The sequence below is a fragment of the Allobosea sp. GW821-FHT12C12 genome (assembly GCF_058807355.1).
In genome coordinates this window covers 110,207-126,932 of sequence record NZ_JBXAQP010000001.1, presented here as the reverse complement: position 1 = coordinate 126,932, position 16,726 = coordinate 110,207, and the positions used below count along the sequence as shown (strand labels likewise).

At 69.9% G+C, this 16,726-nt stretch carries 18 protein-coding genes; 9 read left to right on the top strand and 9 right to left on the bottom strand.

The features are described from left to right. The first annotated feature begins 123 nt into the window (after positions 1–123). From AC1RRW_RS00705 to AC1RRW_RS00685, 5 genes are all read left to right on the top strand, one after another. Entirely contained in the window at positions 124–720 is a 597-nt protein-coding gene (locus AC1RRW_RS00705) for a DUF1134 domain-containing protein (protein WP_492898195.1), read from the top strand. Between the two features lie 88 nt (positions 721–808). Next, positions 809–1,849: a hypothetical protein gene (locus tag AC1RRW_RS00700; protein ID WP_492898193.1), complete on the top strand. Its 1,041-nt coding sequence runs from the start codon at positions 809–811 to the stop codon at positions 1,847–1,849. A gap of 102 nt (positions 1,850–1,951) precedes the next feature. After that, positions 1,952–2,896, top strand: coding sequence for a sugar kinase (locus tag AC1RRW_RS00695; RefSeq protein ID WP_492898191.1), 945 nt, complete (start codon positions 1,952–1,954; stop codon positions 2,894–2,896). Next, a complete protein-coding gene (locus tag AC1RRW_RS00690; RefSeq protein ID WP_492898189.1) occupies positions 2,896–3,756 on the top strand; it encodes a TIGR01459 family HAD-type hydrolase in 861 nt (286 codons plus the stop codon). Before AC1RRW_RS00695 ends, AC1RRW_RS00690 begins: the two co-directional genes overlap by 1 nt. A 103-nt stretch (positions 3,757–3,859) precedes the next feature. Beyond that, positions 3,860–4,138 (top strand): hypothetical protein, encoded by a 279-nt coding sequence (locus tag AC1RRW_RS00685; protein ID WP_492898187.1) that lies wholly within the window; start codon positions 3,860–3,862, stop codon positions 4,136–4,138. Between the two features lie 10 nt (positions 4,139–4,148). Here the strand turns inward: AC1RRW_RS00685 and AC1RRW_RS00680 are convergent, their stop codons facing one another. The 3 genes from AC1RRW_RS00680 to ribA form a co-directional block, all read right to left on the bottom strand. Next, entirely contained in the window at positions 4,149–4,469 is a 321-nt protein-coding gene (locus AC1RRW_RS00680; protein ID WP_492898185.1) for a hypothetical protein, read from the bottom strand. 159 nt (positions 4,470–4,628) lie between these two features. After that, entirely contained in the window at positions 4,629–6,983 is a 2,355-nt protein-coding gene (locus AC1RRW_RS00675) for a glycosyltransferase family protein (RefSeq protein WP_492898183.1), read from the bottom strand. 71 nt (positions 6,984–7,054) lie between these two features. Beyond that, a complete protein-coding gene (gene ribA, locus AC1RRW_RS00670; RefSeq protein WP_492898181.1) occupies positions 7,055–8,182 on the bottom strand; it encodes a GTP cyclohydrolase II RibA in 1,128 nt (375 codons plus the stop codon). Between the two features lie 312 nt (positions 8,183–8,494). On the opposite strand from ribA, the gene AC1RRW_RS00665 reads away from it, so the two are divergent. After that, positions 8,495–9,058 carry a cytochrome b gene (locus AC1RRW_RS00665; protein WP_492898179.1) on the top strand — a complete coding sequence of 188 codons (564 nt, stop codon included), beginning with the start codon at positions 8,495–8,497 and terminating at the stop codon, positions 9,056–9,058. Between the two features lie 82 nt (positions 9,059–9,140). On the opposite strand, the gene AC1RRW_RS00660 is transcribed toward AC1RRW_RS00665, so the two are convergent. From AC1RRW_RS00660 to AC1RRW_RS00645, 4 genes are all read right to left on the bottom strand, one after another. Beyond that, positions 9,141–9,980 (bottom strand): class I SAM-dependent methyltransferase, encoded by an 840-nt coding sequence (locus AC1RRW_RS00660; protein ID WP_492898177.1) that lies wholly within the window; start codon positions 9,978–9,980, stop codon positions 9,141–9,143. Then, the gene (locus tag AC1RRW_RS00655; protein WP_492898175.1) at positions 9,980–11,026 is read right to left on the bottom strand and encodes a glycosyltransferase family 4 protein; all 1,047 of its coding nucleotides are present in this window, start codon (positions 11,024–11,026) and stop codon (positions 9,980–9,982) included. Before AC1RRW_RS00655 ends, AC1RRW_RS00660 begins: the two co-directional genes overlap by 1 nt. Beyond that, positions 11,023–11,424: a 6-pyruvoyl trahydropterin synthase family protein gene (locus AC1RRW_RS00650; protein WP_492898173.1), complete on the bottom strand. Its 402-nt coding sequence runs from the start codon at positions 11,422–11,424 to the stop codon at positions 11,023–11,025. Before AC1RRW_RS00650 ends, AC1RRW_RS00655 begins: the two co-directional genes overlap by 4 nt. A gap of 70 nt (positions 11,425–11,494) precedes the next feature. Continuing rightward, positions 11,495–12,505: a zinc-dependent alcohol dehydrogenase gene (locus AC1RRW_RS00645; protein ID WP_492898171.1), complete on the bottom strand. Its 1,011-nt coding sequence runs from the start codon at positions 12,503–12,505 to the stop codon at positions 11,495–11,497. Positions 12,506–12,567: 62 nt separating this feature from the next. Here AC1RRW_RS00645 and mdoH point away from each other — a divergent pair, with 62 nt between their 5' ends. Beyond that, positions 12,568–14,382: a glucans biosynthesis glucosyltransferase MdoH gene (gene mdoH, locus AC1RRW_RS00640; protein ID WP_492898169.1), complete on the top strand. Its 1,815-nt coding sequence runs from the start codon at positions 12,568–12,570 to the stop codon at positions 14,380–14,382. Then, positions 14,379–15,140: an FkbM family methyltransferase gene (locus tag AC1RRW_RS00635; protein WP_492898167.1), complete on the top strand. Its 762-nt coding sequence runs from the start codon at positions 14,379–14,381 to the stop codon at positions 15,138–15,140. Before mdoH ends, AC1RRW_RS00635 begins: the two co-directional genes overlap by 4 nt. Before the next feature lie 11 nt (positions 15,141–15,151). Here the strand turns inward: AC1RRW_RS00635 and AC1RRW_RS00630 are convergent, their stop codons facing one another. Continuing rightward, positions 15,152–15,433 carry a type II toxin-antitoxin system RelE/ParE family toxin gene (locus AC1RRW_RS00630; protein ID WP_492898165.1) on the bottom strand — a complete coding sequence of 94 codons (282 nt, stop codon included), beginning with the start codon at positions 15,431–15,433 and terminating at the stop codon, positions 15,152–15,154. After that, positions 15,430–15,645, bottom strand: a complete 216-nt coding sequence (locus tag AC1RRW_RS00625; RefSeq protein ID WP_492898163.1) for a hypothetical protein — start codon at positions 15,643–15,645, stop codon at positions 15,430–15,432. The genes AC1RRW_RS00630 and AC1RRW_RS00625 overlap by 4 nt, the downstream gene beginning before the upstream one ends. A gap of 92 nt (positions 15,646–15,737) precedes the next feature. Between AC1RRW_RS00625 and AC1RRW_RS00620 the strand changes: the two genes are divergently transcribed. Further along, the gene (locus AC1RRW_RS00620) at positions 15,738–16,712 is read left to right on the top strand and encodes a hypothetical protein (RefSeq protein ID WP_492898161.1); all 975 of its coding nucleotides are present in this window, start codon (positions 15,738–15,740) and stop codon (positions 16,710–16,712) included. Positions 16,713–16,726 lie beyond the last annotated feature (14 nt).

Genomic DNA, 16,726 nt, shown 5'->3' with positions numbered 1-16,726 from the left:
CGTGAAGTCGGGGCCGAGCCGGGCGACGCCCGGCTCAAGCAGGCTCCGCCCGTCCCGGAAACCATTGTTCTTTCCGGCCCGGCCCTGTTCACCCGATCTGGCGTTCCGCCCGGAGATTTTTCGATGAAACAGACCCGCCGCAACCTTCTGCTCGGTGGCCTGATGCTCGCCGCGAGCGCCGTCACCCTCCCCGCCCTGGCGCAGCAGTCGCGCTATGCCTCCGCGAACGAGAACCCGCGCTCCTTCTCGCAGAACGAGCTCGTCTCCTCCGGCCACCAGTTCTTCGGCAACGTCTCGCGCGGGCTTGCGCTGACGGTCGAGGAGGCGGTGCGGCGCTGGGGCGAGCCGAACGGCTACATCCTCGGCCAGGAGGCCTCGGGCGCCTTCGTCGGCGGCCTGCGCTATGGCGAGGGCACCCTGTTCACCCGCAACGCCGGCGACCGCAAGGTGTTCTGGCAGGGCCCTTCGGTCGGCTTCGACTTCGGCGGCGAGGGCGCGCGCACCATGGTTCTGGTCTACAACCTGCCATCGGTCGACGCGCTCTACCAGCGCTTCGTCGGCGTCGACGGCTCGGCCTATTTCATCGGCGGCTTCGGCTTCACCGCGCTGGCGGCCGAAGGCGTGATGATGGTGCCGATCCGTACCGGCGTCGGCTGGCGGCTCGGCGTCAATCTCGGCTATCTGAAGTTCACGCCGCAGGCGACCTGGAACCCCTTCTGACGGGCCGGCGTTGCCGCGACGCTGGCCATGACGGCGTCGTCATGGCAAGGTTTTGCTTCGCAATCCGTCAAATGTGGAGCCGCCCGACTTGATCGAAGCCGTCATGCTCGTGACGCTGGGCTTCCTGTGCGCCAGCCTGCTGACGCTGGCGGCGTTGCCGTCGCTCGCGCGGCGCGCCGACAGGCTGGCGCGCAAGCGCGCCGAGGCGGCGTTCCCGCTCTCGCTGGCCGAGATCGCCGCCGATCGCGATCATCTGCGCGCCGAGCTCGCCTTGCGCGCCCGCGAGGTCGAACAGAAGGCCGAGCGCGGTTTCGCCGCCAGGGCCGGCGCGATGCAGGAGCTCGGTCGGCGCGACATGAAGATCGCCCGGCTCGAAGGCGAGCTTGCGGCGCGGGACGCCGACATCGCCGGGCTGAAAGCCGACCTCGCCGCGACCCGCGACGACCTCGCCGGCACGCGCGCGACATTGGCCACGGAGGCCGCCGGCCATGCCGCGACGCAAGGCCTGCTCGACAGGCGCGTCGCCGATATCGCGAGCCTCGAGGCGTCGCTCGCGGAGACGCGAACCTCGCTGACCGGCACCGGCGCCGACCTCGCCGCCCGCAGCGCCGAACTCGGCGAGGAGCGGGCGACGCTCGGGCGCATCGAGGCGCTGCTCGCCGAGCGCGAGGCCGAGCTGTCCAAACTGCGATCCGAACGTGACGCGCTGCGCGTCGGCCAGGTCGAGAGCCGCACCCAGATCCTCGTCCTCGAAGGCAAGCGCGACGAGCTGTCCGCCCGCGTGAGCGCGCGCGAACAGGCGCTCGCCGAGGCCAGGGCCGCGCTCGGCTCGGCCAATACCGCGCTCGAGCTGTCTCATGCGCGCATCGAGGCGCTGGAAATGCAGGCCGCGGGCCTTTCGACGGATGCGCCGCGGATCGAGGACGTGCTGGCCGAGGTCGCGACCCTGCGGGACGAACTCGCGCAGTCGCAGGCCGAACGCACGAAGCTCAAGCGCGAACTGGCGCAGCGGCGCAAGGCCGGCGGCTCCGGCCGGGGCAGCGCCGACAACGCGGCGCTGCGCGGCGAGATCGCCAGGATCGCCGAGCGCCTGATGACGCTGCCGCCGGTGCAGGAAGCGGCCGAGTAGACGCCGGGTCGGCGGAAAGCCGCTTTCCTCGGCGGCGCCGCATGGTCTAGGAAGGCCTCCCGCCGCCGCGATGTCGCAAGGTTCCATGATCAAGGCCCGCCCGTGACCGAGACTTCAATCGATTTGCTCTGCATCGGCGAGCCGCTGGGCGAGTTCAACGCGACCCGGGCCGAGGCCGGCGCCTTCCAGTTCGGCCATGGCGGCGACACCTCGAACTGCGCCGTCGCGGCGGCGCGGCAAGGCGTGCGCGTGGCCTATGCCGGCGCGCTCGGCGACGACAGGGCCGGCCGCTCGATCCGCGAACTCTGGGCGCGCGAGGGCGTCGACGACGCCCATGTCTCGACGCACCGATCCGCGCCGACCGGGCTCTATTTCGTCGATCACGGCCCCGACGGCCACGTCTTCTCCTATCTGCGGGCCGGCTCGGCGGCGAGCCTCTACGGCCCGCGCGACCTCCCGCGCGAAGCGATCGCCTCGGCGAGGATCATCCAGGCTTCGGGCATCAGCCAGGCGATCTCGGCCGGCGCCGCCGACGCCGTCTTCGAGGCTTTCGGGCTCGCCCGCGAGACCGGCGCGCTGACGGCCTACGACACCAATCTTCGCCTCAAGCTCTGGCCGCTGACGCGAGCGCGGGCGATCGTCCACGCCGCCTGCGCCATGTCCGACATCGTGCTGCCGGGCCTCGACGACGCGAAACTCCTGACCGGGCTCGACGACGCCGACGCCATCGCCGACGTCTATCTGCGCATGGGGGCGAAGGTCGTGGCGCTGACGCTCGGCCATGAGGGCTCGCTGGTGGCGACGCCGGAACGGCGCGAGCGCCTGGTTCCGATCGCGGTCGACTGCATCGACGCGACCGGGGCCGGCGACTGCTATGACGGGGCGTTCCTGGCCGAATACATCCGCACCGGCGACGCCTTCGCGGCGGGAGCCTACGCCAATGTCGCCGCCGCGCTCTCGACCGAAGGCTATGGCGCGGTCGCGCCGGTGCCGCGCCGTGCCGAGGTCGAGGCGCGCATCGCCCTGGAATCGCAGAAAGCGAACTGATGAGCGTTCCGATCCTGACCGAGGCGGGCACGCTGCTCGCCCGCTACGATGTGCTGATCAGCGATGTCTGGGGCGTCGTCCATGACGGCTTGTGGGCGCTGGAGCCGGCCTGCGCCGCGCTGACTCGGTTCCGCGAAAAGGGCGGGGCCGTCGTGCTGCTCTCCAACGCGCCCGGCCCCTCCGGGCAGGTCGCGGAGGTGATCGACCGGAAGCGCGTGCCGCGCGACTGCTGGGACCGGCTGGTCACCTCCGGCGACGTCACCAAGGCGCTGATCGCCGAGAGCCATCACCGCAAGGTCTTTCATATCGGCTGGCAGGAGGATCGCGCCATCTTCACCGGGGTCGATATCGAGCTCGTCGGCGAGGGCGAGGCCGACCTCGTCGTCGCGACCGAACTCAACGACTACAAGACCGAGACGCCGGAGCAGTACCGGCCGCTTCTGGAGCGTTTCGCGGGCCGGGGCGTGCCCTTCATCTGCGGCAATCCCGATCTCGTCGTCCATGTCGGCGAGCGCCTGCTGCCCTGCGCCGGCGCGCTGGCGACGATCTACGAGGAACTCGGCGGCGCGGTCGCCTGGGCCGGCAAGCCCTATCGACCGGCCTATGACCTCGCGCTGGATGCGGCGCGCGCAACGCGTGGCGGCCACCCGGTCGATCCGGCGAAGGTCCTGGTGATCGGCGATGCGGTCCGCACCGATCTCGCCGGGGCGCGGCTGATGGGCTTCGACAGCCTGTTCATCGCCGGCGGCATCCACCGCGACGAGACGATCCGCGACGGCGCGGTCGATCCGGAGGGCGTCGCGAAACTGCTGGCCGGGCTGCCGGTGCAGCCGGTCGCGGCGATGGCGGCGTTGGCCTGATTGGCAAACGGCGGCGAAGCGGCGATCATCGGCGCGTCTGGACGGTCCGGCAGATAGCCGGCCGCAAGGAGGCGCTGCGATGTCACACCTGCCGAAAGCTGCCTTGGCCACGCTCGCGCTGCTCGCGGCAACCCCGGCGACATCCGCCGAGCGCGCGACGACGGTCAGCCGCGATGCCTATGCCTGCACGAGTTGGGCGGCATGGCGCGAATACGGCCAGGCGTCCCTCTCGGCCCGAGGCGCGCGGGCGAACAGGAACTGCCCGCTGCGCATCGCGGCCAGGACCCGGGTCGTCGTCGTGGACGAGGATGCCGGCGAGGGCGCGTCCGAGATCCGCTATCGCGGCAAGATCTGGTTCGTCGACAACCAGCGGCTGGATTGAGCGCCGCCGGTCAGTGCCCGCCCTTCGCCCTGACGTCGCGCAGCACGCCCAGCGTCATGGCGATGCAGAACACCATCCTCAAGATCGAAAGCGCGGCCACGGCCCGCAAGCCGGTTATGAAGGCCTCGCGCGCCTGCGCCAGCAAGGCCGTGGCTGGTCGGGCGCGAGCTTGCCGTGACGGCGAGCGCGCCGCCGGGCGCGGCGAGGGCGGCTCGCGTCGCGGCGGCACGCCGGGCAATGCGACATCGGCCATGCCGCCGCGATGGAGCGCGGCGCTCAGGCTGCCGAGCATGGCGACGCCGAGCGCCGACAGCGCCATGCCGCCGACCATCAGCGTCGCCGCCTGAATCGGCCGGCCAGCGCCGCGTGACGAAGGAGGCGGCGGTGACGGCGATCGCCGAGGGCGGCGACCACAGCCCCGCCTGCGGCGGCGACACCTCGATCATCCTTGCATTTCTGGAGTTCGATTCGAGTGTAGGACCGGGTCTCGTCAGTCAGGCGCGGCGGCGCGCGGCTCCTTCAGCCACTTGCCGATATCGGCGTAAAGCCCCTCCAGGGGCTTGAACACGAAGCGCACGGTCGAGCGTCCCGGCGGCACGACCACGGCCCGGAACAGCACGTTGGCCCGGAGCAGTTCGGCCGGCCTGCCGTCGATCTCGACCTGCCACCAATGATGCCAGACATCGTTGAGCACGACGAACCCGCCGCGCGGGGCGTCGACCGAGAGCGTCACCTCGGTCGTGCCGTAGTCCGCGATGCGCACGGAGCCAGGCTGCGCCGGGCCGGTCGGCAAAGGCGGCGGCTCGCGGTCGAGCAGCACGGTCTGGCGCGGGTCGAAGCCCTGCGGCCACTGACCGCTCGCGAGGATGGCATCGAAATCGGCCTTGCTGGCGCTCGTCAGCAGCAGCACGCGCGGCAGGGCGCGCGGGTTCTCGTAGACATAGGCGTCCTTGGTCCGGGCGATCTGGACGAGATCACCCGGTTTCAGCGCCTTGTCGATCTGCTCGGCGGGAACGCCGGTCGCGATGAAACGCAGCCCCAGCATGTCGGCGAGCAGCGAGCGATAGCCCGGCATCAGCGGTGAGAACTTGCGCTGGTCGGGCAGGGCGACATGGTCCTGCGCCCCGGTCGCCTTGCTGTAGAGGCCGAGCCTGAGCGGGTTGTAGCCCAGCGTGTTGTCGAGTTCGTGAATGAGGCTGGCGTTTGGCCAGTGGAAATCGATGCCGGCAAGCTCGATGCGGTCGCGCCGGTCGGGGCCGGCCGTGCGCGCCGTCTCGCGCTTCAGCAGCGCGATGGTTTCGTTCTCGCTGTCGGCGCGCAGCACGTCGTACACCTGCGCGGGCAGGGCGGTGGATTCGCTCGGGCCGTTATTGACCGAAAGATCGACCGTCAGCATCGCGGCGAGCACGATCGCCGCGGCGCGAGGCGAGCCCTGCAGGCTCAGGCCGCGCGCGGCGACGAGGGAGCCGGCGGCGAGGACGCCGCAGAGCAGCGCGGTCAGCAGCGGCAGCGCCGCGACAGGCAGACGGCCGACCGTCATGGCGAGCCAGAGCGCGAGGCCGAGCGCGCCGGCCAGCAGCAGGCCTGAGACGAGCCAGTGCCCGCGCCGCATCGGCGGGGCGGTGTCGGTCATCACGAGATGGGTCAGATAGCCGGCGAGCAGCGCCAGCAGCGCGCCGAGGATGAAGAGCGCGTCGGCCGGGCGGCGATAGAACGAGATGCCTGGCAGTTCGAACAACAGCCGGAAGCCCGGCGTGTAGCGCCCGAGCGCGAAGACGAGCACGACCAGCGCGGCCATGCTCAGCGCGACGATCTCGCGCCGCAGCAGCGCGCCGCGCACGATGCCCAAGCCGATGATCAGCAGCATCGGCATGAGGCCGAGATAGAGCTGGCTCATATTGCGTGCGAGATAGAGCTGGAGCGGGCCAAAGCGCGCCTCCCAGGCCGGGCTCGGCGCGCCCCAGAAATCGTCGAGCGGCCCGGCCGCGCCATAGAGATTGGCGAAGAGGCCGGTCAGCAGGGCGGCGGGATGCAACGAGCCCTTGCCGGCCTCGATGAGGTCGATCGCGGGCCGGTTCGATTCCCCGGCGAAGAAGGCCGTCAGCAGGATCGGCACGGTCGCGACGAGGACCGCGCCCATGCCGCCGGCGATCAGCGGCGGCAGGCTGCCCTTCAGCGCGCGCCAGGGCCGCTGCGCCATTGCGATCGCGGCGATGACGAGCCCGGCCAGCACATAGACGCCGAGAAGGGCGACCTGATCGCGCCCCAGCACCATGAAACCGGCGAAAACGCCCGCCACGAAGCCGTAGAGCAGCGAGCCGCGCTCCAGCGCGCGAGCCACCAGCACCAGCGTGATCGCGAAGTAGCCGAGGCTCAGCACCTGTCCGACATGCTGGATGCGCCAGGCCGCCGCCGCGCCGAAGGCGAAGCAGAGCGCGGCGACGACCGCGCCGGCCGGGTGCCAGTCGCGGTCGCGGAACAGCACGACGATGGCGAAGGCGCCTGCGAGCAGCGTGCCCAGCACCGCGCCGTCGCTCCAGCGGAAATCCGGCGCCGGGTTCAGCGCCGCGATCAGCGCGAAGGACGGCGAGAAGATCAGCGATTGCGGATCGGCGATCTGGGGCTGGCCGGCGAAGACGAACGGCGCCCAGAACGGCGAAAGGCCCTTGCGCCAGGTGCTGGCGAGGAATTGGAGCTGCGGGTGGAAATGCGCCTTGGCGTCCCAGGGGATGGTGACGACGCCCGAGAGCCAGGGCCAGGAGAGCAGGAACCAGGCGGCGAACACGATCGCGAAAACGCCGGCCAGGGGCCAGCGCTTCGGAAGCGGTCGATCCTCGCGGGTCACGGGCGCTGACATCCGCCGGCTGTGCCCGAAGCCGGGCCAGGTATCAATCGGCCACCATCAATCGGCCGACGTCAATCCTTCGGCGCGGCGCGCGCCATCAGCGCGTCCATGTCGATGGCATGGCCGGCCCGGTCCCGCTTGGAGGCGAGGTAGCGGACATTGTGGACGTTCGGCCGGCCGAGGACGGCCTGCGTGGCCGCGACCTCGAGCCCGGCGGCCTTGATCGCGCCGACCTTGATCGGGTTGTTGGTCAGCGCCGTGACGCGGCTGACGCCGAGCTGCTTCAGCATCGCGGCGGCGAAATCGAAATGGCGCTGGTCGAGATCGAAGCCGAGCACCTCGTCGGCGTCGTAGGTGTCCCAGCCCTGGCTCTGCAGCCTGTAGGCGCGCATCTTGTTGGAGATGCCGTTGCCGCGTCCCTCCTGGTCGAGATAGAGCAGGATGCCGCCCTCGTTCTGGGCCATCCACTGCACGGTCTCGCGCAACTGGTCGCCGCAATCACATTTCAGCGAGCCGAACAGGTCGCCGGTCAGGCAGGCCGAATGCAGGCGCACCGGCACCGCGTCGGCCAGATCGGGGCTGCCGACGATGATGGCGACCTGATCGCGCAGGCCCTCGCCGCCGCGGAAGACGACGAATTCGGTCTCCGGCGCGCCCTCCAGCGGAACGGGCGCGCGGCCGACGACGGCGAGCGAGGCGACCTGGGCGGCGCGATAGGCGTTGATCGCCTCGACCCCGACCTCGATCAGCGGCTCTGCGGCCACGGTCTCGGCCGTGACGGGCGTCAGCACGACGGCCGGCAGGACGAGCGAGAGCCTCGCCAGTTCGAGCGCGGCGTTGTCGATCTCGGAGGCAGGCGCGATCGGCGCGTCCATCCTGCCGTCCGTCTTCAGCGCCAGCATCTCGATACGGGCCAAGTCCATGACGGGCATAGCGAAAATTCCGGTCTCGCCGCGGCCTTTCGCACCGATGCGGCGCAGCCTCGCGGCGCTCAGGATGAGATGGGCGCGGCCGGCCGCGATCTCGCCGAGGCGGAGGGCCAATTCCGCGTCGGCCAGTTCGGCCGACATCGCCAGTGCGAGCCTGTCGCCGTCGCGGAGCAGCACGGGGCGGCCGGCGCGAAATTCCGCCAGCGCGCGATCGACCGTCACAAGTCTGGTCTGGTCCGGGCGTCCGAACAGCGTACGCGACTTAGGCATTGCAGTGTCCGTCAGATTGCGCCGGGAGCCGGCGGAGGAATGTAGCTCATACGGTCGGATTGTCGCGCCGGATGTAGGCGTGGCTGCCGCCAGGACCAAACGTGTCGCCGGAGGAACTGTTCCAGTCGCGGATGGAACCGCGATCCGGTTCTTCGCATTGGCTCCGAGGCGGCAGCCATCCAATCTGTTGCCTCGGCCCGTATAGGAATGACACGTTGAACGCGAGATGAATGGTCGCGACCAGAGCCGGACCTTGCGAAACCGGCAGGCGTGCGCCGCAAGGGGAAGACCGCAATGCAGGACCATGACCGGATGACGACCGCGGTCGCGACGGAGCGGGTCTACAGCCCGGTCTCGCGCCGTTTCCATTGGGCGGTCGCCGCCGGCGTCCTGGTGATGGTCCCGCTCGGCATCGCCATGGTCTATCGCGGCAACACGATGGACGTCTGGGACGGGATGACGAACGCGCTCTTCAGCAGCCACAAGCTGCTCGGCTTCCTGCTGCTCTGGGTGATGGCGGGGCGGCTGGCCTACCGGCTGCTGCACGGCGCGCCGCCCGACGAGCCGGGCCTGGCCCCGTGGCGGAAGGCGGCCTCGCACCTCGTCCACTGGCTGCTCTACGGCCTGCTGCTGATCGTGCCGCTGCTCGGCTGGATCGGCGTCTCGCTCTACCCTTCTCTCGGCATCTTCGGCCTGTTCGACCTGCCGGCGCTGGCCGCGCCGAACGAGGACGCGGCCAAGCGGGTGCTGGCGCTGCATGGCTGGCTCGGATTGCTGATCGGGGCGCTGGCGCTGGTGCATATCGGGGCCGCTCTGCACCACCACCTGATCCTCAAGGACGGGGTGCTGCGGCGGATGCTGCCGAAGCGCGAGTGACGGGACGGCCCTTCGGTCTCTTCGTGCCGTCATGGCGATTGCGCCGGTCCCATCGAGAGAGATCTGGCATGGGACGCCGTGCTCAGACCGGGCGCGCCCAGAGGTCGTGATGGCCGACCAGGGCGGAGGCCGATCGCCGCCGGGCGGCCAGCCAATCGGCGATCGTGCCGGCGTCGAGATGGCCGGTCTCCCGCACCGCCTCGACGATGCCCTGCGCCAGCGCGTTGGCGAAAGCGCCCGCGCCGTCCTCGATCAGCCAGGGGCTCTCGCCGGTCGAGACCGCGAAGCCGGTCTTGCGGAAGGCCTCCGCCATGATGTCGGTCGCCTCGGGGCCGGCGGCCGGGCCGAACCCCTTGTCGGTGTGCTGGTGATGCCTGAAGGCGGCGAGCATGCGCGCGTCGGCGGGGTGCGGCGGCTTCCATTTCTCGCGGCCGTCATAGGTCAGCACGGTGTAGAGCGGCAGGCGCTGGCCCGCGAGCGCCGCGACGAAACGCTCGATCCAGCGTTTCGAGGCGAGGTCGAACAGCGCCGCCGCCGTGACAAGATCGGGCTGCCAGCCCAGCACCCATTCGAGATCCTTGTCGAGATCGGCCTGGCGGAAATCGACGGTGAGCGATTTGCCGGCCTTCGACAGCACCAGCTCCTCGCCCTGCTCGCGCGCCTCGTCCGCCCAGACCGTCAGGCGCTCGCGCGCCACGGCGAGCAGGCGCTCGTCGTAGTCGACCAGCGTCCAGTGCTGGCGCTGCGGCAAGGCGGAAAACGCTCCGCGCAGGTTCGAGCCGGCACCGCAGCCGAGATCGATCACGGTGATCGAGGGCCTGGCCGAAAAATGCGCGCCGACCGCCGCCAAGAGCTGCGGATTGCGCGCCGCATGATCGAAAGGCTCGCGCAAGGCCAGCCAATCGGGGGAGAAACCGCCCATCACATCACCTTCCGGCAGGTTTCGGCGACGATCGCCGCCGTGTCGCGCCAGCACGGCAGGGTTGCCGCCGCGGCCCATGCGCCCTCGCCGAGGCATGTCCGCAGCGCCGCGTCATCAATCAGCCTCGCCAGGCCTTTGGCAAGGGCGTCGGCGTCGCCGGGCGGAACCTTGACGGCGGCGGCGTCGGGCACGGTTTCGGCGGCGGCCCCGCCGGTGGTGCACAGGATCGGCAGCCCGCGCGCCAGCGCCTCGGTCAGCACCATGCCATAGCCCTCGAACAGCGAGGGCATGACGAAGAGATCGGCGCGGTCATAGGCCTTGGCCAGCGCGGCGTCGGAGACAGCGCCCGCGAGCGCGATCCTGTCGCCGAGGCCGGCCTCGGCGATCCGCGTCCGCAGCGCCATGGCTGTCGCAGGCGCGCGATCGTCGGCTCCGACGATCGTCAGCCGCCAGTCCCTGTCCCGAATCCGCGCAAGCGCGGCGACCAGCACGTCATAGCCCTTGCGCGGCGTCAGCGAGCCGACGGCGAGCAGCGAGAGCGAACGTCCGCCGCCGCCTTTGGCCCGAGCGGCCTCGTCGACGCCGGGGACCGCGACCGTGACGCGCGCCTCGTCGACGCCGAAATCGGCGACGAGCAGGCGCTTGGTCAGCGGGCTGGTGACGATGACGGCGGCGGCATGGCGCAGCGCCGCCGCCTCGCCGGCCAGCAGCGAGGCGGCGCGCTCGGGCGAGAGGCCCGTCTCGAGCCCGAGCGGGTGGTGGACCAGCGCGACGACGCGGCCGGCGAGCCCCGCCGCGATGCTTTCGGGAAACGCGCCATAGGCGAGCCCGTCGATCAGCAGCGCGCTGTCGAAGGGTTGCGACAGGATCGCGCGCCCGGCCTCGGCGAGATCGTCGGGGGTCGGATCGGGAAAGGAGCCGGGCAGGGGCAGATGGCGCGCCGGCACGCCGGCCGCCTGCCACTCCGCCAGCAGCCGGCGGTCATAGCCGTAGCCGCCGGTCGGCAGCGCGAGGTCGCCTGGAATCGCGAAGACGATCCCGCTCACGCGAGCGCGCCCTCATAGGATGCCCGCGCCAGATCGGTCTCGTGCAGCGTCACGCGGATTTTCGCCAGACCCGCCCCGTCCGCGCCGAGCGCGCCGGACTTCGCCGCATGAGCCATCGCATCGAAGACATATTTGCAGAGGAATTCCGTGGTCGTGAGCACGCCCGCGAACCGCGGCATCGTGTCGAGGTTCTGGTACTTCAGCGGCTTCAGCGCCTCTGCCAGCACATCGAGCGCGGCTCCGATATCGACCACGACGTTCTGGCGAGTCAGTTCCTCCCGGAAGAAGGCGACATCGACGACGAAGGTCGCGCCATGCATGTTCTGCGCGGGGCCGAAGAACGGATCGGGCAGCGAATGGCCGATCATGATGCGGTCGCGGACTTCGACGGAAAACATGGGCTGACGGCTCCTGCGCGCCGGCGGCGGCCGGGTCGAGCGCTGTCTTGGCCAAGTCCGCCGCATCAGGTCAATAGCGCAGCACGGCGGTCAGGCCGCGCCAATGCGGTGAGAAGAGCTGGGGCAGCGCAGTTGCGGCATCGGCGAAAGCGATCTCCTGCGTGATCAGATCATCGAGCCTGTCGTCCCCCGCCAGCAGCGCAAGCGCCGTCTGGACGCGACGGGCATAGTCCCAGCGCGGCCGGCGCGAGGGGGCGATCTGCCCGACTTGCGAGGAGACGAGCTGCAAGCGCTTCGCATGGAACGCGCCGCCGAGCGGGGCCGGGACCACGCCCTCGCCATACCAGCTCAGCTCGACGATGCGGGCCTCGAAGCCGGCGCAGGCGATCGCGGTCGCGAGCCCCGGCGCGCTGGCGCTGGCGTGGAAGACGAGATCGGCATCGCCGGGCGCGTCAGGCGGCAGCGCGAAGCGCAGGCCGAGATGGCTCGCCGCGGCCGCCCGGCCCGGATCGACATCGAGCAGCGTCACCTCCGCGCCCGGCAGCCGCGCCGCGATCCAGGCGACGAGCAGGCCGAGCACGCCGCCGCCGACGACCACGATCCGGTCGGCCGGGCCGGAGCCCGCGTCCCAGTGCGCGTTCAGCGCCGTTTCCATATTGGCGGCCAGAACCGCCCGGCGCGCCGGCAGGGCGTCCGGCACGAGCGTCAGGCGGTCGCACGGCGCGACGAAGACATCCTGATGCGGATGCAGGCAGAACACCGTCCTGCCCAGCATGTCGACCGGCCCGGCCTCGACGCGGCCGACGGCGCAATAACCGTATTTCACCGGAAACGGGAAATCGCCCTGCTGGAACGGCGCGCGCATGCGCTCGCGCTCGCTCTTGGGCACGCGCCCCTCGAAAACGAGGCGCTCGGTGCCACGGCTGACCCCGCTCCAGAGGGTGCGTATGAGGCAGTCGTCCGGGCCGGGCTCTTGCAGCGTCACGGCGTTCAGGGCGCATTCACGCTCGCCCACATACCAGAGCGCGGTCGCCCGCGGCCTTGCGCCACCGGCGCCTGCCGGCTTTAGCTGCTTGCTCATTGACGTTCCTCGGCCATCTCCCGCCGATCTCCATCCCGCCCGATCGCATGACGGAAACCGCCATGAACCAGCGTCCCGCTCCGACCACGTTCCAGCCGGGCGCGCAAGAGGGCGAGCGACGGGGCCTGACGCCGGCCGGCGTCCAGGCGAGCGCGACGCTGAGCGCAAGGCGCTGGCTCGTGCTGGCGCTGAACCTCGTCACGCTCGGCGCGCTGCTCTTCGGCCTGTCGCGCGTGCTCGGAGCGGGCGGCTGGACCGTCGCCGACATCGCGATCTTCGTCGCATTCCTGTTCGGCGCGCCCTGGACGGTGCTCGGCTTCTGGAACGCGGCGATCGGGCTCTGGCTGCTGCATGGCGCCGAGGACGGCATGGAGCAGGTGGCGCCCTTCGCGGCCGAGGGCGATGTCGAAACGCCGATCGCGATCCGCACCGCGATCCTGATGACGCTGCGCAACGAGGATCCAGGCCGGGCCTTCGCCCGGCTGCGCGTCGTCAAGGACAGCGTCGATGCGACGGGCGAGGGCGCCTGGTTCGACTATTTCGTGCTGTCGGACACCAACGATCCCACCGTGGCGGCCGCGGAGGAGGTGCTGGCGGCGGAGTGGTCGCGCGAACTGGGCGAGGCCGCACGGCTGACCTATCGCCGCCGCGGCGACAATGCCGGCTTCAAGGCCGGCAATGTCCGCGAGTTCTGCGAGCGCTGGGGCGACCGCTACGAGGTGATGCTGCCGCTCGACGCCGACAGCGTGATGTCGGGCGAGGCGATCGTGAAGCTGACCCGGATGATGCAGGCGCATCCGAAGCTCGGCATCCTGCAGAGCCTCGTCGTCGGCATGCCGAGCCGCTCGGCCTTCGCGCGCATCTTCCAGTTCGGCATGCGCCACGGCATGCGGCCCTACACCATGGGCTCGGCCTGGTGGATCGGCGAATGCGGCCCGTTCTGGGGTCACAATGCCTGCGTCCGCATCGCGCCCTTCCGCGACGAATGCCATCTCCCCGTGCTGCCGGGGGGGGCGCCTCTCGGCGGCGCGGTGATGAGCCACGACCAGGTCGAGGCGACGCTGATGCGCCGCGCCGGCTACGAGGTCCGCGTCCTGCCGGCCGAGACGGGAAGCTGGGAGGAAAACCCGCCGACCATGCTCGAATTCGCCAAGCGCGACCTGCGCTGGTGCCTCGGCAACCTGCAATATCTCAAGCTGCTCGACCTGCCGGGTCTGAAGGCGATGAGCCGCTTCCAGCTCGTCTGGGCGATCCTGATGTTTCTCGGCCTGCCGGCCTGGACGTTGATGATCGCGCTGCTGCCGGTCAAGGTGATCGAGGACGCCGGCATCGCGGACTACCCGTCGGATCTGGCGGCCTTCCTCTACGTGCTGTTCTTCTCGATGTATCTCTCGCCCAAGCTCGCGGGCTTCGCCGATATCCTGCTTACGCGGGGCGGAACGCGACGCCATGGCGGCACAAGACGCTTCGTCGCCTCCTCGCTGATCGAGGTGGTGTTCGCGTTCCTGCAGGGCGCGGTCTCGTCCTTCCGCACCACGATCTTCATGATCGGCCTCGCCTTCGGGCGCGCGAAGATCGGCTGGAACGGCCAGTCGCGCGATGCGCATGCGCTCTCCTTCGCCACGGCCTTCGCCGGGCTGTGGCCGCATCTCCTGTTCGGGCTCTACATCTTCGGCACGCTGCTCTGGCTCTCGCCGACCGCGCTGCTCTGGTCGCTGCCGCTGACGGCGGGCTATCTGCTGGCGATCCCCTTCGCCATGCTGACCGCGCTGCCGGGCGTCGGGCGCCAGTTCGCCGACAAGGGCCTCTGTGGAATCCCGGAGGATTTCGATCCGCCGGCGGTGCTGCGGGCGATCGGCGTCGGGACGCGGGCATGAGCGACCCGGTCGCCTATCCAAAAGGCACCGCCAGGGCGCTGTCGCGCAGCTTGCGGGTCTATCACGGCGACGCCGCGCGCAACGCCGCGATGGACGCGCTTTACGGCCGCTTCCTGAAGCCCGGCGATCTCGCCTTCGACATCGGCTCGCATGTCGGCGACCGCATCTCGTCCTTCCGGCGGCTCGGCGCGCGCGTCGTGGCGCTGGAGCCGCAGCCTGGACCGGCGCGGGCCATTCGCCTGATCCACGGCCGCGACCCGCTGGTCTCGCTGTTTCAGGCCGCCTGCGGCGATCGCGAAGGGGCTGTGACGCTCAGGATCAACAGCGAAAACCCGACCGTCTCGACCGCGTCGGACGCCTTCGTCGCGGCGGCGCGGGGTTCGGATGGCTGGCAGGATCAGGTCTGGGACAGCGAGGTCGTCGTCGCGTGCACGACGCTCGATGCGCTGGTCGCGCTGTTTGGCCTGCCGGACTTCGTCAAGATCGACGTCGAGGGTTTCGAGGCGCATGTGCTGGCCGGGCTGACGCGGCCGATCCCGGTGATCTCCTTCGAGTTCACCACGATCCAGCGCGAGGTCGCGGAAGCCTGCCTCGCCATCCTCGAGACGCTCGGGCCCTACCGCTTCAACGTCGCGTTGGGCGAGAGCCAGCGCTTCGAACTGGCGGAGGACGCCGGCGCCGAGGCTATGGGGGAGTATCTGCGGGGGCTGCCGCACGAGGCGAATTCGGGTGATGTATATGCGGTGCTGGCGCGGTGAGATTTATCGCGTCATCGCCGGGAGGGGCGCCGCGCCGTATGCCTGGCCGAGACTACGACGGTGGCATCGCCCGACAGCCGATAGAAGATCGCATAGGGATCGTGCGTCACGACCATGCGCCTGACACCGGGCCTTGTCGTCGTGCTTCCTGCGAAAGGAGAGCCCGGAAGGAGTTCGAGCGCGATCTTGAGACGCGCTTCGACATTCTGGCGCGCCCGCGGCGACTGTTCGTCGAGATAGTCGAAAATCCGTTCGATATCGGTCTGCGCCGCGCTCCTGAAGCGCGGCTTCACGAAGCTGCTTTCGTCCAGAGCGCCGCGACTTCCTCATCCGACGCGAACCCGCTGCGTTCTGCTTCGTCGAGCGCCGCGAGTTCTTCGTCCGACAGCTCATGCACTTCATTTTTCTCGCCAGTGAAGGCGAGGATCATGCGTGCGAGTTCGTCCTGCATCTCGGGCGGCGGCTTGTCGGTCGCGGCCAGGGCCTTTTCTAGCAGTTTGCTCATGCCTGCGGCATACCTAATGTTCGACGCGTTTGCTATGGCATGAGCCATCTCGCACTGCGCAAGCGCGCCGCTTCCTCTCATCAGGACTGATCATGCATTCGATGCTTCGCCCGCTCCTCATCGGCCTGAACCTGCTGGCCTTCCCCGCCTTCGCCGCCAGCGACGTGGCCGTGGAGGTCCGCAACGAATCCGAGCCGGTGCTCTGCGCCGAGAAGGACAACGTCACGATCAAGACGATTTCGCCGGAGGTGCGGCGCTTCCAGATCGAGGCGGCCCATCCCGCCTATATCGCGGGGTTGGTGAAGGACAACTGGGACGCCGACTGGACCGCCTGCGACATGACCGGCGACCCGGCCTTCGCGGCCCCCGTGCCGCCGCGCCGGGTCACCTTCTACGAGAGCATCGAGTACTGGCTCGTCGGCTACACCTTTCCGACCTTCTGGCGCCCGGCCGACACCACCTTCAAGGTCGGGGATCGGGTCGAGAAGGGGCTGCATCTCGTGCAGCTCTGGAAGCTCGGCAAGGACAAGTCCTACGAGGTGCTGGTGGTCTATCCGCAGGACGGCTACTGGCGCGCGCGGCCGATGCCGCCGCAGCATCTCGGCTTCTCCTCCTACGGCTCGTCCTTCCTGTTCGGGCCGATCGAGCAGGACGGCGCGCGCCCGGTCGTCAATATCCGCGAGATCGAGTTCGACCCGAAGACGACCTCGTTCAAGCTGAACTTCAAGGACGGCTCGGCCGCCACGCTGAAGCTCGACAGCGTCGACGAGAACCGCATGGTGCTCGACGCCGTGCTCGACCGGCCGGTGACCGGCGGCAAGGGCTTCCTGGCCCTGCGCTCGATGTACGTCACCGAGTTCAACAACGACGTCGCCCGCATCGCCATCCGCGAACCCGGCGCCAAGGGCTGGCGCGAGGAGCCGCTGATGCCGTTCACCGGCGGCAAGGCGACCGACATCTGGATGGGCCGCACCACCCATTCGCGTCACAACACGTCCTCCCCCGACATGGTCTTTCGCAACTTCTCGAAGGATCCGAACCCGCCGGTCAAGGTGGAGAAGAAGTAGGGTTCCAATGACGG